At 69.8% G+C, this 21,612-nt stretch carries 13 protein-coding genes and 1 pseudogene; 5 read left to right on the top strand and 9 right to left on the bottom strand.

Translation table 11 applies throughout. The features are described 5' to 3' along the window. Window positions 1-150: 150 nt before the first annotated feature. Window positions 151-1,311 (top strand): PP2C family protein-serine/threonine phosphatase, encoded by a 1,161-nt coding sequence (locus AC13HU_RS07845; RefSeq protein ID WP_483041027.1) that lies wholly within the window; start codon window positions 151-153, stop codon window positions 1,309-1,311. A gap of 88 nt (window positions 1,312-1,399) precedes the next feature. On the opposite strand, the gene AC13HU_RS07840 is transcribed toward AC13HU_RS07845, so the two are convergent. Next, entirely contained in the window at window positions 1,400-2,248 is an 849-nt protein-coding gene (locus AC13HU_RS07840; RefSeq protein WP_483041026.1) for an EI24 domain-containing protein, read from the bottom strand. A 130-nt stretch (window positions 2,249-2,378) separates the two neighbouring features. Beyond that, window positions 2,379-3,425: an alcohol dehydrogenase catalytic domain-containing protein gene (locus tag AC13HU_RS07835; protein ID WP_483041025.1), complete on the bottom strand. Its 1,047-nt coding sequence runs from the start codon at window positions 3,423-3,425 to the stop codon at window positions 2,379-2,381. A 113-nt stretch (window positions 3,426-3,538) separates the two neighbouring features. Between AC13HU_RS07835 and AC13HU_RS07830 the strand changes: the two genes are divergently transcribed. Beyond that, window positions 3,539-3,886: a hypothetical protein gene (locus AC13HU_RS07830; RefSeq protein ID WP_483041024.1), complete on the top strand. Its 348-nt coding sequence runs from the start codon at window positions 3,539-3,541 to the stop codon at window positions 3,884-3,886. Window positions 3,887-3,893: 7 nt separating this feature from the next. On the opposite strand, the gene AC13HU_RS07825 is transcribed toward AC13HU_RS07830, so the two are convergent. From AC13HU_RS07825 to AC13HU_RS07810, 4 genes are all read right to left on the bottom strand, one after another. Further along, window positions 3,894-6,053: a dipeptide ABC transporter ATP-binding protein gene (locus AC13HU_RS07825; RefSeq protein WP_483041023.1), complete on the bottom strand. Its 2,160-nt coding sequence runs from the start codon at window positions 6,051-6,053 to the stop codon at window positions 3,894-3,896. Between the two features lie 61 nt (window positions 6,054-6,114). After that, window positions 6,115-7,086, bottom strand: coding sequence for an ABC transporter permease (locus tag AC13HU_RS07820; protein WP_483041022.1), 972 nt, complete (start codon window positions 7,084-7,086; stop codon window positions 6,115-6,117). Further along, window positions 7,073-8,026 carry an ABC transporter permease gene (locus AC13HU_RS07815; protein ID WP_483041021.1) on the bottom strand — a complete coding sequence of 318 codons (954 nt, stop codon included), beginning with the start codon at window positions 8,024-8,026 and terminating at the stop codon, window positions 7,073-7,075. Before AC13HU_RS07815 ends, AC13HU_RS07820 begins: the two co-directional genes overlap by 14 nt. 10 nt (window positions 8,027-8,036) lie before the next feature. Continuing rightward, entirely contained in the window at window positions 8,037-9,848 is a 1,812-nt protein-coding gene (locus tag AC13HU_RS07810) for a peptide ABC transporter substrate-binding protein (RefSeq protein ID WP_483041020.1), read from the bottom strand. Between the two features lie 1,912 nt (window positions 9,849-11,760). Here AC13HU_RS07810 and AC13HU_RS07805 point away from each other — a divergent pair. The 3 genes from AC13HU_RS07805 (at window position 11,761) to AC13HU_RS07795 (ending at window position 18,444) form a co-directional block, all read left to right on the top strand. Continuing rightward, a complete protein-coding gene (locus tag AC13HU_RS07805; RefSeq protein WP_483041019.1) occupies window positions 11,761-15,438 on the top strand; it encodes a hypothetical protein in 3,678 nt (1,225 codons plus the stop codon). 21 nt (window positions 15,439-15,459) lie between these two features. Next, a complete protein-coding gene (locus tag AC13HU_RS07800; protein WP_483041018.1) occupies window positions 15,460-15,717 on the top strand; it encodes an RHS repeat domain-containing protein in 258 nt (85 codons plus the stop codon). 282 nt (window positions 15,718-15,999) lie between these two features. Continuing rightward, complete coding sequence (locus AC13HU_RS07795) at window positions 16,000-18,444, top strand: polymorphic toxin-type HINT domain-containing protein (protein ID WP_483041017.1); 2,445 nt, start codon at window positions 16,000-16,002, stop codon at window positions 18,442-18,444. A gap of 581 nt (window positions 18,445-19,025) precedes the next feature. Here AC13HU_RS07795 and AC13HU_RS07790 read toward each other — a convergent pair. The 3 genes and pseudogenes from AC13HU_RS07790 to AC13HU_RS07780 form a co-directional block, all read right to left on the bottom strand. After that, a complete protein-coding gene (locus AC13HU_RS07790) occupies window positions 19,026-20,309 on the bottom strand; it encodes a tyrosine-type recombinase/integrase (RefSeq protein WP_483041016.1) in 1,284 nt (427 codons plus the stop codon). Beyond that, the gene (locus AC13HU_RS07785; RefSeq protein WP_360862700.1) at window positions 20,309-20,533 is read right to left on the bottom strand and encodes a helix-turn-helix domain-containing protein; all 225 of its coding nucleotides are present in this window, start codon (window positions 20,531-20,533) and stop codon (window positions 20,309-20,311) included. The genes AC13HU_RS07790 and AC13HU_RS07785 overlap by 1 nt, the downstream gene beginning before the upstream one ends. Then, window positions 20,533-21,612, bottom strand: a pseudogene (locus AC13HU_RS07780) (replication initiator); the annotation flags it as partial. The gene AC13HU_RS07785 and the pseudogene AC13HU_RS07780, both read right to left, overlap by 1 nt.

Genomic DNA, 21,612 nt, shown 5'->3' with positions numbered 1-21,612 from the left:
CGACGGCATCCGCGAAGGTCTCACGTCTCGTGGGCGCGGAGATGTGTATATGAGCCAGGCAGAGCCCCGGCAGGACCCGGCGGATCGAAACGGACATCTCGGCCAGCGTTCGGGCGAGAAGGGTGCGGGGACCGGCGGTTGGTTGGTCATATGGAATCGAGCGGCGCCGGCGGGCAGCCGGTCGGTCGGCGGGCCCACCGGTCCCCACCGATCCTGATCGCCCTCGCGCTGGCGGGGCTGGCGCTCCTGCTCGGTATCGACCTCGCCGGTGGCCGGGCGATCCGTATCGGCGGCCTGATGGTCGCCGTGCCGGCGCTCTCCGCGGTGTTCCTCGGCCCGATCCCGGTGCTGGTGATCGTGGTCTTCACCCTCGGCGCGGTCACCTGGGCCGCCGACGACAACGGGGCCCTGGACGCCACCAATTTCCCCGTGGTGATGGGGACCGCCGTCCTGGTCGGCGTCGCCTCCGTGCTGGCCGCCCGGACCCGCCAGCGCCGCGAGCGCCAGCTCGCCCAGGTCAGAAAGGTCGCCGAGGTCACCCAGCGGGCACTGCTGCGCCCGCTGCCGGACCGGCTCGGCCCGGTGACGATCTCCTCGATGTACCTCGCCGCCGACGAGGAGGCGGCGATCGGCGGCGACCTGTACGCCGCCGGGGTCAGCGACCGCGGCGGCACCCGTGTGCTCGGCGGCGACGTGCAGGGCAAGGGTCTGGCCGCCGTCGAGGTCGCGAGCCTGCTGCTGAGCGCGTTCCGCCGGGCGGTACGCGCCCGCGTCCCGCTCGCGGCGCTGCCCGGCTACCTCGACCGGGGGCTGCGCGCCGACCTGGTCGACCTGGAGGAGGACGGCGGCCCGAGCGCGCCGGCGCGCACCTTGCCGGAAGAGTCCGGCGCGTCCGACTTCCTGGAGCGGTTCGTCACCGCCGTCGTCGTCGACATCGCCGCCGACGGCGGAGGTGTGCGCATCGCGAACTGCGGGCACCCGCCGCCGCTGCTGATCCGCGGCGACACCGTGCACCAGCTCTTCCCCGAGGTGCCCGACCTGCCGCTCGGCCTGGGCGACCTCACCCGGCCCGACCAGCACATCGACACCCACGACCTGGTGCTCGGCGACATCCTGCTGCTCTACACCGACGGCGTCATCGAGGCCCGCGACGCCGAGGGCGCTTTCTACCCGCTCGCGGACCGCCTCACCGGCTGGACCCGCGACACCCCCGCCGCGCTGCTGGACGACATCCGCGCCGACCTGCTGCGGTACTCCGCGGCCGGGCTCGGCGACGACATCGCGATGGTCGCGCTCCAGCGGGTAGCGTAGACCCGCACCGAAGTCCGCTGCGAGGTACGCCCCGAGCCGGGCGGCGGCAACAGCCCGCCGCGGCCCACCCGTTGGCCGCCCCCGGGCGCTAACCGGCGGAGGGTTGTCCCGCTTCGCCGTACGGCCCGGGTTCGTACGGTCCCGCGCCGCTGCGCTGTTCGGGCTCCGGGGCCGGCCGCTGTTCGGGGTCGGGCTCCGGGGGCGGCGGGAGCAGTTCGCGCACCAGGAGCGTCCCGCCAGCCACCGCTCCGGGCATCAGGACCACCGCGACGAAGGGCACCAGGAAGGCCGCCACCAGCGGCACCCCGAAGCCCAGGGCCAGCGGCAGACGGCGGCGCAGCAGCCGCATCCGCCCGGTCAGCGGGACATCGCGCCGCTCGAACGCGAACGTGCACAGCTCCAGGGCGAAGAAGAACCCGGAGACGCAGAAGCCGATCGCGGGCACCACCGTCTGGCCGGCCACCGGGATGAACCCGGTGGCGAACAGCACGATCCCGAAGGCCGCCACCCACAGCAGCAGCCGGACGCCGTCGCGCACGGCGATCCACAACTCCCGCCACAGCGGCCGCTCGGGCGCCTCGGGTCCGCCGCCCTCGCTGCGCTCCACGCGCGCGGACAGCGCCTCGTAGAAGGGGTCGCCGACCAGCAGCGTCACCGCGGTGAAGGAGATCACCGACAGCAGCAGGCCGGCCCCGAAGAGCATCACGGTCAGCGCGCCACGGAACACGCCGGACCACGGCGACGCCCAGTGGTCGGCGAACGGCGTCGCCCAGTCGACCAGGTCCCCGGCCCACAGCACGAGCGCGATCAGCGCGACGACGTATCCGACCAGCGTGATCAGCGCCGGGACCATGCCGAACCGCCAGTCCCGGCGGTTCCGCAGGACCCAGCGCTGGCCGTCGACGAGCAGCCGTACGCCCTTGATCACGTCACCCATGCGGGGGATCGTACGGCACCGTCGCGCGGTGCGGGGAAAGGGAATACGGTCTTCCGCGTCCGGTCACGGCGCATCCCGCTCGCGGCGGGCGTCCTGCCGTACGGCCGCCGCTCGCGGCGCCGGCCGGCACTCAGCCGGTGCGGTCGGGGACGATCACGGTGATACCCGTGGGCGACCCCTCGCTCATCGCCGCCAGTGCCGCGGGCGCCTCGGGCAGCCCGATCACCGAGCGGACCAGCAAGTCCGGCCGCAGCACCCCCGCCGACACCTGCCGCAGCAGCTCCGGATAGGCGTGCGCGGCCATCCCGTGGCTGCCCAGCAACTCCAGTTCCAGGGCGAGCACTTGGCCCATCGGAACCTCGACGGCGCCCGTCGCCGGCAGCCCCACCTGCACGTGCCGGCCGCGCGCCCGCAGCCCGGCCACCGACGCGGCACACGTCACCGCGGAACCGAGCGCGTCCAGCGACACGTGCGCGCCGCCGTCGGTCGCCTCCCGGACCGCGGCCGCGGTGGCGTCCGCGGTCGGCCCGGGCGCCAGGCACACCGCCGCACCGAACGACCCGGCCAGCCACAGCGCCTCCGGCGACGGGTCGACCGCCACCACCCGCGCCCCGCACGCCACCGCGACCATCACCGCGGAGAGCCCCAACCCGCCGCAGCCGTGCACCGTCACCCATTCGCCCGGCCGCACCCGGCCCTGCGCCACCACCGCCCGGTACGCGGTCGCGAACCGGCAGCCCAGCGCCGCCGCCGTGGTGTACGGCAACTCCGCCGGCAGCGCCACGAGGTTCACGTCGGCGCGCCGGACCACCACCAGGTCCGCGTACGAGCCCCAGTAGGTGAAGCCGGGCTGTTCCTGCCGCTCGCACACCTGCTGGTCGCCGCGCGCACAGGCCGCGCACCGGCCGCACGCGTGGATGAACGGCGCCGTCACCCGCGCTCCGGCGCGCACGTCCCGGACCCCGGCGCCGACCGCGACCACCTCGCCGGCGAACTCGTGGCCCGGCACGTGGGGCAGCGCCACCGAGTCGTCGTGGCCCATCCAGGCGTGCCAGTCGCTACGGCACAGCCCCGTGGCCGCCACCCGCACCAGCGCGCCGCCGGGCGGCGGTTCGGGGTCGGCCACCTCCCGCACCTCGGCGAGCCGCCCGAACTCCTCGAACACCACAGCCCGCACGGGCCCCACCACCTTCTTCTCGCGCCCCGCCGACCGGCGGTCCGGCCGCCAGCATCCCAGCCGCCCGCGCCGGGGCCGCGCCGACCCGGCGGTCCGGCACCGCCGGCCGGCCCATGCCGTACCGCGGCGGCGAACTGCGTGACGAGATCGACGGTTCCACCGACCGCGCCGCCTGGGTGCCGCTCGCCGAAGTGCCCGCCCGGGACACGGTCGACCTGGTCGGCGTCGCCCTGCGACTGCACCACGAACAGCCCCCGTCCGGCCGCCTGACCGAGGCGGACGGCTGGCGCCCCTCCCGGCAGGGTCTGCCCCGCTCGCCGCCCTGGCGCGGCCGTCCACGGCGTTGCCGCATCGGCCGAGTAGGCCCACTACGAGGCCGCTGCGGCGCCTTGCGGCGGACCGGGCCGGCCCGCCTCGTTACCGGCACACCTTGCCGGTCGCGGCAGCTGACGCCGAGCTGACGGGCCGTCAGACAGGTGTGACGACCAGCTCTTCGGGGGCGGCTTGGCGCAGTGGGAAGTGGCAGGCCGCGGTGTGGCCGGGGCCGAAGGAGCGCAGCGCGGGCTCCTCGGCGGCGCAGCGGTCGGTGGCCAGCGGGCACCGGGTGCGGAAGCGGCAGCCGGACGGCGGGGCCGCGGGGCTGGGCAGTTCGCCGATGATCGCGGCGCCGTGCTTGGCGCGCTCGGCCGCCGGGTCAGGCACCGGGACAGCCTGGAGCAGGCCCGCGGTGTAGGGGTGGGCGGGGTGCAGGTGGATGTCGTCGGCGCTGCCGACCTCGACCAGCCGGCCGAGGTACATCACGCCGATCCGGTCGGCGAGGTAGCGGACCACGGCGAGGTCGTGCGAGATGACCACGTACGACAGGCCGTGCGACGCCTGGAGCCGTTTCATCAGGTTGAGCACCTGGGCCCGCACGGAGACGTCAAGCGCGGAGACCGGTTCGTCGGCGACGATCAGCCGCGGGTTGAGCGCCAACGCCCGTGCCAGGCCGACCCGTTGCCGCTGGCCGCCGGAGAACTCGTGCGGGAAGAGATCGAGGCCCCGCTCGGGCAGGCCGACCTCGGCGAGCAGTTCGGCGACCCGGGCCTTCTGCTCGCGGGCGGTGCCGATGCCCTGGATGCGCAGCGGCTCGCGCAGGATGCCGCCGACCCGCATCCGCGGGTCGAGCGAGGAGAAGGGGTCCTGGAAGACCATCTGGAAGTCGCGACGCCGGCGGCGCAGTTCGCGGCCGCGCAGCTGCCCCAGGTCGGTGCCGTCCAGGGTGACCGTGCCGGCGTCCGGCCGGTCCAGGCCGACCAGCAGGCGGCCGAGCGTGGTCTTGCCGCAGCCGGACTCGCCGACCAGGCCGAAGGTCTCGCCGTGCCCGAGGGTGAACGACACGCCGGACACGGCGTGCACGACCCGCCGGCCGCGCCCGGGCAGCCGTGCCCCGCGTACCGGGAACTCCCGTACCAGGCCGCGCGCTTCGAGCAGCGGCCGGTCCGCGCCGGCCGGCTTCGGCTCGGTGGGGGTGGCCGACTTCGGCCGGGCGGGGACCTGCTCCGGCCCCGCGGAGGTGGTCGCGTTCGGCCGGGCGGGGACCTGCTCCGGCCCGGCGGTGTCGGGCTTCACCGGCGCGGCGGGGGGCGGCACCGCCGGGGTGGCGCCGGCCGGCAGGGGGCCGTCGGTCGGGTGCCGGCAGGCGTACCGGTGCTCCGCGGTGCCGGTCAGTACCGGCTCGTCGGTGTGGCACTCGTCGGTGGCGTACGAGCAGCGGTCGGCGAACCGGCAGCCGGCCGGCGGGTCGGCGAGGTCCGGCGGCAGCCCCGGGATGGTGGGGAGTTGCCGGGCCGGGTCCTGGTCGAGCCGCGGCACGGAGGCCAGCAGGCTCTGGGTGTAGGGGTGGCGCATGCCGCGGAAGAGCCGGTCGGTGCTGGCGCTCTCGGCGATGCGGCCCGCGTACATCACGTTGACGCGGTCGGCGTGGCCGGCCGTGACGCCCATGTCGTGGGTGATGAGGATCATCGCCATGCCGAGCCGGGTGCGCAGGTCGGCCAGCAGGGCGAGGATCTGTGCCTGGATGGTGACGTCCAGCGCGGTGGTGGGTTCGTCGGCGATGAGCACCCGGGGCTCGTTGGCGAGTGCCATCGCGATCAGCACGCGCTGGCGCAGGCCGCCGGAGAGCTGGTGCGGGTAGTCGTCGAGCCGTTCGCGCGGGTGCGGCAGGCCGACCAGGCCGAGGACTTCGGCGGCCCGCTCGGCGGCCTCGGCCCGGGTGCAGCCGCGGTGCAGCAGGACAGGTTCGGCGACCTGGTGGCCGATGGTCTTGGTGGGGTCCAGGGACGTCATCGGGTCCTGGAAGACCATCGCGATGTCGTTGCCGCGCACCCGCCGCATGTCGCGCTCGGGCAGCCCGACCAGCTCGCGGCCGTCCAGCCGCACCGAGGAGCCCGCCACCAGGTGTCCGCCGGGCGGCAGCAGACGCATGAGGGACAGGCCGGTCATGGACTTGCCGCAGCCCGACTCGCCGACCAGGCCGAGCGTTTCGCCGGCCGCCAGGTGGAAGGAGACGTCCTCCACCGCCCGCACGAGACCGCGGCTGGTGCGGATGTGGGTGGTGAGGTGGTCGACCTCGAGCAGGGGTGGCATGCCGTCCTCGATTCGTCGCCGCCCGCCGCCGGCCCGGGGGTCGGGCGCGGCGGGGGAGCGGTCACGGGCGTTGCAGGCGGACGTCCAGCGCGTCGTGGACGGCGTCGCCGATCAGGTTGAACGCCACGACGGTGATGATGAGGATCACCGCGGGCGGGTACACCAGCCACCAGTACCCGTCGTAGAGGTAGTTGAGGCCGCCGGTGAGCATCGTGCCCCAGTCGGCGTGCGGCGGCGGCAGCCCGAGCCCGAGGAAGCTCAGTGTCGACAGCATCAGGATCGAGTCGGCGACGGTGAAGGTCGCGCTGACGATGATGACGCCGGCCGCGTTCGGCACGAGGTGGCGCAGCACGACCCGCCGGCCGGTGCCGCCCATCATCCGCGCCGCCTGGACGTATTCCCGGGTCCGTAGCGTCAGCACCTCGCCGCGCACCAGCCGGGCCGGGGTGAGCCAGGACAGCAGCGACAGCAGCACGATGATCATCCACAGTGACGGGGTGAACATGCTGACCATGATCAGCAGCAGCACCAGGCTGGGGATGGCGAGGAAGGTGTCGCTGACCCGCATCATCACCGCGTCGACGAGTCCGCCGAAGTACCCGGCGAACGCGCCGTACAGCGTGCCGATGACGGTGGTGGCCAGCGCGACGGCGAAGCCGAGTTCGAGCGAGGAGCGGCCGCCCGCCATCAGGCGCCCCAGCACGTCGTACCCGGAAGGGTCGGTGCCGAGCGGGTGGCCGTCGCCGGGCGGCAGTTGCGTGAGGTCGAGATGGACGGTGACCTGGTCGGTCCGGTAGAGCAGAGGTCCGATGAAGCAGAAGGCGGCGACCACCACGACGATGGCCAGCCCGGCCACGGCCCGCCGGTTGCGCAGGAACGTGGCGCCCGACAGCCGCACCGAGCCGCGCCGGGCCGTGGGCGCGTCTGCTTTCGGTGTGCCCGCCTGCGGTGTGCCTGCCTGCGGCGGTCCTGGCTCCGGTGGTCCTGCCTCCGGTGGTCCGGCCGTGGCCGCCCCGGTGTCATGCGTGGTCATAGCGGATCCGTGGGTCGAGGAGGCTGTAGGCGATGTCGGCGAGCAGGCTGCCGACCACGGTGGCCACGCCGACCACCAGGGTCGAGCCGAGCAGCACCGGGTAGTCCTTGCTGGTGGCGGCCTGGTAGAACAGCAGCCCCATGCCCGGGTAGTTGAAGACCGACTCGGCGATCACCGCGCCGGTGACGATGGCCGGTGCCATCAGCCCGAGTACGGTGATGACCGGCAGCAGGGAGTTGCGCAGCACGTGCCGGCGCAGCACCAGCCGGTCGGGCAGCCCCTTCGCGCGGGCCACCAGGATGTAGTCCTGGGCGAGGGTGCTGATCGCCGACGACCGCATGTACCGGCTGAAGCCGGCCACGCTGACCAGGGACAGCGTGACCACCGGCAGCACCAGGCCGCGCGGGTCGGACAGGATGCCCGCGACGGACTGGGCCTGCGGCGCCTGGGACGGCAGCAGGTGCAACTGCACCGAGAACAGCGCGATCAGCAGCAGCGCGAAGAAGAAGTCCGGCATCGAGTACAGCACGAACGACACGACGGTCAGCGCGTGGTCCGCGGCACGGTCGCGCCGCACCGCCTGGTAGACGCCCATCGGCAGGGCGATGGCCAGGGCGACCAGCGTGGACAGCCCGAGCAGTACGGCGTCGCGCGGCAGCCGCTGCGCGATCAGCGTGGACACCGGCTGGTGCATCGAGTACGACGTGCCGAAGTTCCCCTCCGCCGCCTGCTTGACGAAGGTCGCGAACTGGGCCACCAGCGGCCGGTCGAGGCCGTTGGCGGCGTTGAAGACCGCGATCCGCTCGGAGTTGGCCCGGGTGCCGAGCGTGGCCCGGGCGGCACTGCCCGGTTCGAGGTGGATCAGCGCGAACGTCACGATCATCACGCCGATCACCACCACGATCGCCTGGCCGGTCCGGCGCAGCAGGTAGGTCGTCACCGTGTGCCCGTCACGAGGTGTAGGCCCAGTCTTCGTAGTCGACCGTGCCCGAGAACGGGTTGAGCGGCACGATGCCCTGGATCTTGCTCCGGTAGACCAGCAGGCTGCTGCGCAATGGCACCCACAGCCACGGCAGTTGCCTGGCGGCGTAGTCCTCGTAGGTGGCGAACGCCTGGGTGGAGGAGCCGTATTCGGTGGCCTTGACCAGCTTGTCCATGGTCGGGTCGGAGTAGCCGCCGAGGTTGCCGGAGCCGCCGGTGTCGAAGAAGCCGGTGCCGTTCGGGTACAGCGCGTAGGGCTCGTAGCCGAAGTCCGACAGCTGCCAGCCGCAGCCGGCCGCCGGGTGGGACGTCGCGGTGCAGTTGCCCATCGTGCCGATCAGCGTGTTGAACGGCTCGGCCTTGAGGTTGAGGGTGATGCCCGCCTGCGCCTCGGAGGACTTGATGGCGGCTTCCTGCTCGTCCGTGGTGGCCCGGCCGGAGGAGTAGACGAACTGGAAGGTCAGCGCCTGGCCCGCCTTGATTCCCGCGCCGCACTGGGAGGCGCCGGCGCCGGGGCTCCGGCAGGTCGTCGTGCCGTTCGGCACCACCTTCCAACCGTGCGCCTGGAGCAGGGACTTCGCCTTGGCCGGCGAGTACGGGTACGGTCCGCCGGACTTCTCCAGCGGTGTGGCCCACGTCCCGGTGGCCTTGACCGGCACCGGCCCGTAGCCGGGGTCCGCGTAGCCGTTGTAGACCTTGGAGACGATCTGCGGGCCGTTGATCAGGTACTGCAGGGCCTGGCGGACGTAGAGCTGCCGCAGCACCGGCCCGACCTTGGCGTTGTACAGGTTCGGCAGGATGCCGGCGACGCCGGGGATGGGCACGCTGGCGATCGAGTAGCCGCTGGAGCTCAGCGCCTGCGCCTGCCGGACGTCGTTGAGCGGCAGGGTGGCCACGTCGAGGGAACCGCCGGAGCGCAGCGCGTTGAGCTCCGGGGTGTCGGTGGTGAACGGCTGCATGACGAGCTTGTCGACCGACGGTTTCGAGGTGCCGGAGTAGGCCGGGTTGGGCACGTAGCTGTAGTAGCCGTTGCTGCGGAACTCCTTGAGCTTCCAGGGTCCGTCGACCACCTGCCACAGCGGGTTGGTGGCGAAACTACTGGTCTTCGCCCCCTCCTTCTGGAGGAAGGCGTACACCGCCTTCGCGCCCGCGGTGGTCGTGTCGTTGTCGCCGACCGCTCCCGTGGCGGAGGTCTTGTCCCAGGCGTGCTGGGGCAGCAGCGGGATCGTGCTGAGCACGTCGTCGGTGTAGAAGTCCGGGTTGTAGGCCCGGGTGAGGTCGAGCACCACCGTGTGGGCGTCGGGGGTGGACTCCTTCGTCACGTCGTCCGGGAAGAGCCCGGGCAGGTGCTGCACCCAGTTCTTGGAGTTCGCCTTGAGGAGGTTGTAGACGAAGGTGAAGTCCCGGCTGGTGATCGGCTTGCCGTCCGACCAGTTCCAGTCCTTGAGGTGGATGGTCAGCCGCTTGTCGCCGTTCGAGTAGTCGAGCGAGGAGAACAGGCTCTTGTCCTTGTTCACCACCGACTTGGCGCCGTCGCCCGGGTACACCAGGTACGGCCACAACGCCTCGGCGAGGTTGGCGTTGTAGCCGTCCTGGTTGGTCGCCGGGACCAGCGGGAAGACGAAGTCGGGTACCGCCCCCACCGCCGCGACGGTGAGGGTGCCGCCCTTCTTCACCTGGCCCTTGGCCGCAGTGGCGTGCTGGCCATCCGAGATCGTGCCGTGGCCCCCGCCACCGCCGCCGGTGCACGCCACGGCTGCCATCGCCAAGGCCACCGCCACCGCGGCACCTCTGGTACGTCGGATCACGCGCATGCGTGTCATCGCCCTCCCCACTCGTGCGGCACCGCATCGGGACCGATGACGACTGTGCTACGGCAGGTGCACGACAAGCATCGGCTCCAGTGATCTACCCGGGTCCGGGCGGTCCGAAGCGCCGCATCCGTTGATGTCCCGAACCCCCGCCGCTGCGGGAGGGCGCTCGTTGATCAACGACCAGCATGGTGGCCGAATGTTGCGGGAGTGCTGCGACAGTATGGCACTGTCCCCTCCGCCCCGGCGGGCTCGTGCGAACCCCAGGCCCCGGAATTCCCGGCACTTTTCACGTTCGCGGTGGTCCAGGCGTTCCAGGCTACGGTCACGTCCCCTACGTACGGCGCCCCAACCGAGAGCCGATCTTCGACGACCCGGAGATCTTCGACGCGCTGGTGCGGCCCTACGACGGGTATCCGGGGCGAGTTCTCCTCAAAGTCCTTCTCGGGTATGAGAGCGAGTCGACGGACGCCTGACGAGAGTCGGCCTCGTCGCTTTCGTGTCGTGCCACGTGCTGTGGCTCGGAGCGGATTCGTCGAGAAGGGCATCGAAGTGGTCGCGCCGAGCGATGCGAATGCCGGGCAAACATCCACAAGGCATCCCTCCCACTGCCCTCCCACGTCTGGTCACCCACCGGCAGATCAACTCACCCGTTTGGGTACCGTAAGTGATAGTGCGTCACGGTTGCCCGAAGCTCCGCCCCCATCGATTCGTGTACGTGGGTGTGCTCCGGGTGTAGGAAGCAAAGCCCCGGTGAAGCTCTTGCAAAAGAATGTATGGCCCATGTAAAGATCACCGGGCTACTGGCACGGCACGTTTGAGTGCTGTGCGTGACGTCAGGGGTGGGGCCTGATGTGGACGTTGGGGGGCAGGCGTGTGCCTGCCGGCAGGGCTTGGCTGGCGGCGATCGTGCTGTCGGGCCAGGCGTTGATGGTCGCAGGTGCGCACGAGGCCGCGGCGGATACACCCGGCGGCGGTTCGGCTTCCGCTTCCCAGCCGGCTCAAGTGTCGCCGGAGGATGCCGCGTCGAAGAAGGCGGTGGCAAGCGGTGGCCCTGTGGTGGTCGATGAGGAGACCACACCGACGGATACGGTGACCGCGTTGCCGGACGGGACGTTCCGGCTGGACACGACGGCGGAGCCGGTGCGGGCCCGGCAAGGTGATGCCTGGGTACCGATCGACACGACGTTGCAGGCTCAGGCGGATGGTTCGCTGAAGCCGAAAGCGGCTGCGGTCGGAGTGGCGTACTCCGGTGGCGGTTCGGGTCCGCTGGTGACGGTCTCCGCGGGCGGCGGGTCCTACGACTTGTCGGTGCCGTGGCTGCTGCCGGCACCCGAGGTGTCCGGTGCCACTGCCACATGTCACTCGGTGCTTCCGGACGTGGACCTGGTGGTCTCCGCAGTTCCGGATGGGTTCGCCGAGAACTTGGTGGTCAAGACGCGTGAGGCCGCGCTGTCGCCCGAGATCGCCTTGCTGCGCTTCCCGGTGTCGCTGCACGGCCTAGAGGTTCGCGGGCAGGAGTCGGGCGGTGCGGCCTTGGTCGACGGCCAGGGGCGGCCGGTGCTGTCGACCGGTGCGGCCGTCGCGTGGGACAACCTTGTACTCCACCGAAGGCCCCGACGTGTGGGCCGACGCGTAGGAGTTCAGGCAACAACATCTCATCCGCGCATAGTTGCGCGGGCCTGCAGACCATCATCTGAGCGGATTGTCCGGAATGCGGAGTGGGGCGATGAGGAACATCGGGGCGGGGAGCATACGGCGGAGCCGTGCACGGCAATGGCGCCTGTGGGTCATTGGGCTGACCGCCGGCGCACTGACAGCGGCAGGTCTGGGAGCGGCTCCGCCCGGATGGGCCGGCGGCAACGGGCACCACAACGTCGCCGTGCCGGGGCAGAGATACACCAAGACCGTTCCGTACACCTCGCACGCAAAGACGGTCAAGGACCCCGCCGCGGCGGCCGCGAAGCGAACGACCGATCTGCTGAAGAAGCCGGTCTCGTGGGCGACGACCTCTGACGCCAAGGTCGCGCTTGCACCTGGGCACACGGCCAAAGCCGCCACGTCAGGGGCAACCGCCTCTGCTGGAACGGCACCTGCCACGCCCACCGGCAGCCAGGCAACCGTGTCCGTCGCCTCCCACGCCGCCGCCCAGGCCGCCGGCGTTTCGGGGGCGTTGATGAAGGTGACCCGGCCCCGGACGGCGGCGGGCCTCGACCAGGCCCGTGTGTCGCTGGACTACTCCGGCTTCGCCCACGCCTACGGAGGGGACTTCGGCGCACGACTGACCCTGGCCGCCCTCCCCGCCTGCTCCCTGACAACGCCCGACAAACCGCAGTGCCGTACCCGGACCCCACTGACCGGGATCGACAACGACGTCACGGCGCAGACGCTCAGCGCCACCCTGCCGGCCGAGACCTCCGCAGCCGCGCCGACGACGATGGTCCTGGCCGCGGACGCCACGGCCAAGTCGGGCGCCGGCTCCTACCAGGCCACGTCGTTGTCCCCGTCCGCGACGTGGAACGCCGGCAATTCCAGCGGTGACTTCACCTGGTCCTACCCGATCGCCACCCCTCCTCCGGCCTCGGGGCCGATCCCCGATCTGGCGATCAGCTACGACGCCCAGAGCGTGGACGGCCGCCTGCCCTCGACGAACAACCAGCCCTCCTGGGTCGGTGAGGGCTTCGACCTGGGCACGTCGTACGTCGAGCGGTCCTACGACAGTTGCGACGACGACGGCACCCCCGCCTCCGGGAAGTACGACCAGTGCTGGGCCGGGAACAACATCAACCTGGTGCTGAACGGCAAGGCCACCCCGCTGCTCTGGAACGCCGACACCAAGACCTGGCACCCCAAGGAAGACGACGGCGAGCACGTCGTGCGCTGCTGGAACCCCTACTCCGGCCAGACCGACGATGATGCCAACGCCTGCCCCGGCACCACCAACGGCGACGACAACGGCGAGTACTGGAAGGTCACCACTACTGATGGCACCCAGTACGTCTTCGGGATGGACCAACTGCCCGGGTGGGCCGCCGGCAAGCCGAGCACCAACTCCACCCTTACCGTCCCCGTCTTCGGAGACGACAGCGGCGAACCCTGCCACGCCGGCACCTTCGCCGCCAGCTCCTGCACGCAGGCATGGCGCTGGAACCTCTCCTACGTGGTCGACACCCACCACGACGCGATGTCGTACTGGTACACCAAGGAGACCAACTCCTACGGCAAGAACGGCAACACCACCAGCGCCGGCACCTCCTACGACCGCGGCTCCTACCTGGACCGCATCGACTACGGAGAGACCGACTCGACGTTCTTCGGTACCCCCGCCGACCAGGTGAAGTTCACGACCGCCGAGCGCTGCCTGCAGGTGAAGGACGGCGAGACCTGCGCGACGCTGAACTCCACGGCGGCCAAGGACTGGCCCGACGTCCCCTTCGACCAGATCTGTGCCGCCGACGCGGTGTGCAAGTCGACGTCCCCGTCGTTCTTCACCCGCAAGCGCCTCACTGGCATCACCACCTACGTGTGGGACGCCGCCGCGTCCACGCCCGACTACCGCAAGGTCGACTCCTGGGCGCTGGACCAGAGTTTCCCCGACCCGGGAGACGGCACCTCGGCGGGCCTGTGGCTGAAGTCGATCACCCGCACCGGCGAGGACGGCGGCGAGCAGCCCATGCCGCCGGTGACCTTCGGGGGAAAGCAGCTCACCAACCGGGTGGATGCCTCCCACGACGACATTGCCGCACTCATCAAGTGGCGGGTACGCACCATCACGTCGGAGACCGGCTCCGTCATCACGGCCAACTACGGCGACGAGTTTCCCGACACGGCCACCCAATGCCTGGCCGGCTCCCACATGCCCTCGGCAGCGGACAGCAACACCATGCTGTGCTACCCGGTGACGTGGGCCCCGCCGTTCGAGGACAAGCAGACCGACTGGTTCCAGAAGTACGTCGTCAAGCAGGTCACCGTCTCCGACCCGTCCGGCGGATCTGCCAACATGGAGACCGACTACGCCTACCAGAACCCGGCCTGGCACTACGACACCGACGACCTCACCAGCCCTGCCAAGGACGTGAGCTGGTCACAGTGGCGCGGTTACGGCCTGGTCACCACCACCACCGGTGACAGCCAGACCACCCGCACCAAGACCATCACCACCTACTACCAGGGCACGGACGGCGACAAGCAGTCCGCCGGCGGTACCCGCGACGCCACCGTCGTCGACTCCAACGGCACCCACGCCACCGATGCCGACCCCCTGGCCGGACAGGTCCGTGAGACCCGCACCTTCAACGGCGCCGACGAGGTCACCTCCACCATCACCGACGAGTGGACCTCCAACACCGCCACCGACGGCAGCCGCAAGGCGTTCATCGTGCGGCCCACCACGGTGACCACCCGCACCGACCGCACCAGCGGCCTCCCGCGCACCTCCACGGTGACCACCAGCTACGACCCGGCCACCGGCGCCGACACCTCGGTCGACGACCACGGCGACGACGCCGTCACCGGTGACGAGCAGTGCACCACCACCAAGTACTCCGACAACACCACGGCGTGGATCAGAAACCTCCCCATCGACGTCCGGACCGTCGACGTACCGTGCGGCACCACACCGAAGATCCCCGACGACATCGTCTCCGAGACCCGCAGCCTGTACGACGACCTGCCCTACGGCACCGCACCCACCGTCGGCAACGAGACCTCGACCCAGCGACTGTCCTCCTACAACGGCGACACACCCGTGTTCCAGACGATGGCCACCAACACCTACGACGCCCAAGGCCGCCTGCTGACGGCGACCGACGCCGACGGGCACGTCGCCACCACCACCTACACGCCGACGACCGGCGGACCCGTGACCAGCGTGGTCTCGAAGAACGCCAAACAATTCAGCAACACCGTCACCTATGACCCGGCGCGCAACGTCGAGACATCCTCGGTCGACCCGAACGGGAAGCGAACCGACTTCTCCTACGACCCGCTGGGCCGGCTGACCGGCGTATGGCTGCCCACCAGCAGCAAGGCCAACAAGCAGAACGCCAACACCACCTACGACTACGTCTTCGATCCCCAACGGGTCGCAGCGCCGTACGTGCGCACCGGCCAACTGCGCAACGACGGCGCGAGCTACACCTACTCCTTCGACATCTTCGACTCCCTGCTGCGCGGACGGCAGACACAGGACTCCACACCCAGCGGCGGACGCGTCTTCACCGACACCACGTACGACTCCCGCGGCCTGGCGGTGGCATCCACCTCCGACTACTCCAACACCGACGCCCCCTCCGGCACCTTGCAGTCGATCAACGACGTGTACCCGGCACAGACTCTGACCACGTACGACGGAGCCGCACGGCCCACCGTGGCCGCCTTCTACGCCGACAACGCCTACCGCTGGTCCACCACCACCGTCTACGGCGGTGACATCACCACCGTCATCCCGCCCACCGGCGGGATCGCCACCGCCACCGTCACCGACACCCTCGGGCGCACCGTCGAAACACGCCAGTACGACTCGGCCACCGGAGCCGGCTCCTACACGTCGATCAAGTAGAAGTACAACCCCAAGGGGCAGATGACCACGGTCGTCGATACCGACAACAACGCGTGGTCCTACAAGTACGACCTCATGGGCCGAAAGATCACCACCGTCGACCCCGACGCCGGCACCAGCCACACCACGTACACCGACCTCGACCAGGTGCAGTCCGCCACCGACAGCCGTGGGAAGACCACGAGTTACACCTACGACGAACTCGGCCGCACAACAGCCGAGTACGACGCCCCGGTGGACCAGCAGGCCGCTGCCAACCAGATCGCCAAGTGGACCTAAGACTCGGTCGCCAAGGGCCTGCCCACGGCCTCCACCCGCTACGTCGGCGGCTCAGGAACCGGAGGGCTGGCGTACACCTCCCAGGTCGGCACCTACGACGCCCTGTACAACCCGCTCCGCAGCCGTGTCGTCATCCCCTCCGCGCCCGGCGAGCAGGCGCTGGCCGGCTCCTACGAGACCGACGCCTCCTACAACCTCGACGGCACCCTGGAGTCCACCACCGATCCGGCCGCCGGCGGCCTGGACCAGGAACCGCTGATCTACGGCTACAACAGCCTCCTGATGCCCACCTCCCTGCACGGCGACTACCACTACGTCAACGGGACGAACTACACAGACATCGGCCAGGTCAAACAGCTCACCATGCTCACGGCCAAGCAGGTGCAGGAGACGAACACCTACGAGGACGGAACCGGCAGGCTCCTGCACCAACTCGTAAGCGACGACACTGGCAGCGGCATCGTCCAGGACTCCCACTACTCCTACGACAACGCCGGCAACCCGACCCTGGTCGACACGCGCGCCGACAGCGTCGACGACACCCAGTGCTACCAATACGACGGCCATGACCGCCTCACCGGGGCATTCACCACCGCCGCCACCTGGCAGACCGCGGACGCCTGCGGCAACGAGCCCACCAGCACCACTCTCGGCAGTGGCCCCGCACCCTACTGGCAGAGCTACTCCTACGACCCCCTCGGCAACCGGAAGAAACTCGTCGAGCACGCCACTGCCGCTGGCAGCACGGACACCACCACCGAATACGGCTACGGCTCCCCGGCCGACTCGCCGAACGGCACCCAGCCGCACACGCTCACCAGTTCCACCACCAAGACCTCGACCAGCACCACCACCAACAGCTACACCTACGACGCGGTCGGCGATACGCAGACACGCGACCTGAACGGCACCACCGAGAACCTCATCTGGAACGACCAGGGCCAACTCGACTCGGAACAGCCGGCCGACGGCACCGGCGAGAGCTACCTCTACGACACCGACGGCAACCGAATCCTCTCCCGTGACGCCAACGGCACCACCCTCTACCTCGGCGACACCGAGGTCCACCTGGACAAGGGCACCACCAACACCACAGCGACCCGTTACTACTCCTGGCTCGGGCAGAACATCGCCGTCCGCAGTTCCGACGGTTCCTTCCAGTGGGTCCTCACCGACGCGCACAACACCGCCACAGCGCAGATCGACGCCACCACGCAAGCCGTCACCTACCGCCGCAGCGACCCCTTCGGCAACGAGCGCGGCACCGCACCAACTGCGTGGACCGGCGACCACGGCTTCGTAGGCGGCATCGAGAGCGACACCACCGGCCTCACCCACCTCGGCGCCCGCGACTACGACCCCACCATCGGCCGCTTCATATCCCTCGACCCGGTCCTTGAACTCACAGACCCGCAACAGGTCAACGGCTACTCCTACGCCGCCGGCAACCCCATCACCGGCGCAGACCCCGACGGCCTGATGAACGACTCCACGCACATGGGCGGCGCAGGAAAACCGTGTGACGCGTACTGCCGGGCTGACCAGGAACTCAGCAACTACTGCGTGGCGCACAAGACCGCCGGCTCCGCTTGCGAAAACGGGAAGATGACCCCGCAGGCGACCCTGAGCGGCCGGAACCTTCCGAAAACCTCCGGGCTGAGCAGGTGGCTCGACACGTTCTCCGGCAGCGCCGGTAAGTCCATCATGGGCGGCGTCAAAGACGGTCTCGCCACCGTGTACGACGGTGCGAAATGCGTAGTCGCGGCTAACTGTGCCGATGCTGTACAGGACGCGAAGGACACGGCCAACGGATGGGCCCACACACTCACCAACCTGAAACAGGCATATAAAGAGGCCCGACAAGGCCACTCGGCGCAAGTGCTCGGAACTCTCGCCGGAACGCTCCTCCTCGCCTGGGCCACAAAAAAGGCGATGCCCGACCTCGGCATCGGCAAGAAAAAGCCCGGCTCGTGCAGCTTCAGCCCCGACACCGAAGTCCTCATGGACGGTGGCAAGACCAAGCCCATCGGGAAGATCAAGCCCGGTGACGAAGTCGAAGCAGCCGATCCGGACACCGGAAAATACAAGAACACCGAGAAGGTCACCGCCACCTGGGTCAACCACGACGACGACCTCGTCGACCTGACGATCGACACCGGCAGCGGCCACTCCAGCGTCCTGCACACCACCTCCAAGCACCCCTTCTGGGACGACACCCTCCACGAGTGGCTCCCCGCAACCCAACTCACTCCCGGCCACGCCCTCGAAACCGCCACCAACACCCACGTCCGCCTCGCCGGCAAGACCACCCGCCCCGGCACCGCGGACATGTACAACCTCACCGTCAACGAGCTGCACACGTACTATGTACTCGCGGGCGAGACTCCGGTCCTCGTTCATAATTGTGGCAGTGCACCTGCCGAAACGGTCAAAAACCTGCCGGAGGTCACGGCCCCCAAGCCCCTTAAGCCTTCTCAGGCCGATCAGGCGTGGAGTGATTTCTTGGGGCCTGGTCCGCACACGAACATTCACCCGCGAACTGGGCAGGTGGATCCCAACCGTCTCGTGTCTTCCGATGGGCGCCGCAGCATCCGGATGGGGGATCACGAGATGAACAGCAAGCCCACGAAGTTCCACTTCCATATGGAGACGTGGGATTGGAACTCCGTCACAAACGAATGGACTGTCGGCAATACGATGCAGCGAGTTCCCTTGGGGGTGAAATGATGAGAGTGGAAGTTCTGCAAGTCCTGACCCCATCGCAAGGGATCGTGCGTTTCAAGTGCGAGTCTGGCATCGCATCTGGCCGCTGGATGGGGGCGAACCCCGCCGAAGTGGGTCAATTCGATGTTGAGATCGAAGTTCCGGAAGAGGTCGCAGATTGGACGGCGGGCCCCTCGGGTGCCACTTCCCTCTCGGAGGTCGGGGCGGACTCTGCCACCCTCATCACGGGCCAAGTTGTCAGATTCGACGATGGCGATGATTCGGTCGTGGAGATCAGAGTAGGGTCGGACATTCTCCTGATTGAAATCCCGAACCGAAGGTCGGAGCTTCCTGTGGAGGGTTTCATTTCCTTCCGGGCCTCCGAAATTCAGCTCTACCCGTATGACCTGTAAGTGGCCCACCCGAAAGGCGTAGGTAGGAATTCCACAGGATTCACCCTGGAGGGCCCTGCGTGGGTTCTCGTGAGATTGGTGTTTGACTCTCGGTAGCTTCGGCCGGCTGGGATTCCAATATCGCCGATGAAGCCCCACCGAGCGTTTTCGGTGGGGCTTCTGGGGTTCTTGACGGCAACGGCGACGGCAACGTCAGCGGACGCCTGCCGCGGCGGGTGGGTCGTCGGGGTCGTCGTTGACAGGGCTGAGGGCGCCGTTCAGGGTATCGATGGCTTGGCGTTGGAGGCGGAGTCGGACGTGGGCGTAGACGCCGGCGGTGACGCCAATGTGGGCGTGGCCGAGGAGTTCCTTGATGACGACGAGGTCGACGCCTTGTTCCAGGAGCAGGGTGGCGGTCGAGTGTCGGAGGTCGTGGAAGCGGATCGTCCGGAGTCCTGCGCTGTGGAGGAGGCGGCGGAAGCGGCGGGTCAGGTTGCCGGGGTCGAGGGGCCTGCCCTTCGGGGTGGTGAAGATGAGTCCGTTGTCCGTCCAGCCCGTTCCGGCCGCCTGACGCTCTTCCTGCTGCTGTTCCTGGTGGATCTTGAGGGAGCTGATGCATTCGGTGGGGAGGGCGATGCGGCGTTCGGAGGCCAGGGTCTTGGTGTTCAGGACGGTCAGGCCATGGCTTCGGGTGCGCTGGAGGGAGCGGTGGATGGTCGCGGTGCCGCTGTCGAGGTCGAGGTCTTCCCAGTGGAGGCCGAGGAGTTCGCCCTTGCGGAGTCCGGCGCGCAGGGCGAATTCGTACAGGGCGTGAAGCCGGTCGCTGCTGGCTGACTGGAGGAACTTCCGAGCTTCGGTGGCGGTGAGGGGCTGGAAGCGTCTGGGGCGGGGCGTGGTGGTCTTGACGTTGCGGGCGACGTTGCGCGGCAGTTCGTCCTCGCGAACGGCGTGTTCCAGGGCGGACTTGAGGACCGCGTGGACGTACGTCACGGTCAGCGGAGACAGGCGCTTGTCGCAGCACTGGCCGATGGCGCAGCAGGATCGCCGGACGGAGTCCCGCTTCTGGGCGCAGCACTGGCAGGTGGTGCGGAGTCCGTCGAGGAAGGTGCGCACGTCGCGTGTGGTGAGCCGGGCAAGCTTCTTGGCGCCGAGGCCGGGATTGAGGTGGAGGCGGATGGAGGCCGCGTAGCGGGTGTGGGTGTTCTCCCGCAGGTGGTGAACGGCGACGCCGTCCAGCCAGTACGCAAGATAGGCGCTCACGGTGCTGTCGGCCGCTGCGACGGGGAGGCCGCGATTGCTGGCGGCGATCTTCTCGGTGAGCTTGGTCATCGCGTCCTTGCGGGTGGTGCCGTAGACACGGACGCGCTTGCGGGTGTTGCCGGGGGCAAGGACATATCCGGCGGCTTCCCAGCGTCCGTCCTTGCGCTGGTAGACGGTCCCGTCGCCATTCGCACGGGCACGGGAGCGGCGGGAGGAGGCGGGGCGAGGTGTGGTCATCAGGCGGCGTCCTGTTCGAGGCGGGTGCGGATGAAGTCGGTGAGGGCGTGGGTGGGGATGCGGCGGGCACGGCCGAGGGTGATCGAGGCGAGTTGGCCGGTGCGGAGAAGGTCATAGACGGCGGAGCGGCCGAGCTGGAGGCGGGTCATCACCTGGGGCACTGTGAGCAGATCCAGCAGCGGTGCCGCCTCCGCATGGGGGACGGCGAGCGGGGGCGAGGTCATCAGCAGCCCCCTTCGGCCGCGAACTGTCGTTCATGTTCCCTGCGGTGCCATACGTGGGCGGCGAGGAGGGCTGCACCGGGGCTGTAGCCCGAGCCGAGGTAGTCCCAGCGGCCGACGACGAGCGTGGTCGTCGAGTCGACGCCGGGCAGGTCGGCGTGGGCGCGGGCCTGTTCGGTACGCCAGGTGCGGCGGGCCTCGCGCAGCGCGCCGAGGGTGGTGGAGTAGCGGCGGGACTTGGTGGAGAAGTGACCGCGGAAGCCGAGCATGTGCGCCCACTTCCAGAGCTTGAGGTCGGCGAACTCCGGCAGCCTGCCGAGCTCCCAGCAGGTGCGGATCATCTGCCGGACGTGACGTGCGACGGCGAGGCGGGGCAGGGGCCGGGCCTGTCCGGTGCCGTCGCATGCGGTGCACGGGAGCGGTGTCCCGTGGGGCAGGAGGGTGGCGCCGCGTCCCTGGCAGGGGCGGCAGAACAGGGAGCGGTCGAGGGCGCCGGAGGCGTCGGCGGACTTGGTGGCGTACTTCGCCACGTAGGCGGCGACGGCCTGGTCGGTCAGTTCGGCGTCGGTGCCGAAGGCGGCGATCTCGCGGACGTCGAGCTGTTCGCCCCAGGCGAGTTCGCGTTCCCCGACCGCGTCCGACTCAACCGTCATGCGGACCCGTGAGGCGGCGGCGCGTACGGCGTCGGCGAGCACAGCGACGGTGGCGTACGGGGGCGGGGGCTGGCTGGTGCCGTTGGGGCCGTCGAGTCGGATGACGGCGTGGAAGTGGACCAGGCCGCGCTTTTGGTACTCGGCGACCTTGGCGAAGGAGATCCGCAGGACAGCGCGGGCGGCCTTCTGGGTCATGCCGAGTTCGGCGGCGAGTATCCCGGCGCAGGTAGGTGGTGAAGCGGGCCCAGAGCGCGGAGGCATGAGCGTTGAAGAGGACCGCGCCCGTGTAGTCGTACGTCTCGGGGTTCAGTGGCGTCCCAACCAGGGCGTCCGTGGGTTCGTGGAGCTTGCGGCAGCGGCAGGGGCGGATGTCGCCGCCGGGGGTGGTGAGGCGGTTGTGGACGGGGCCGAAGGATGGCGGGGTGAGGG

This window comes from Streptomyces sp. NH27 (genome assembly GCF_056859195.1).
This window is presented reverse-complemented; position numbering and strand designations above follow the sequence as displayed.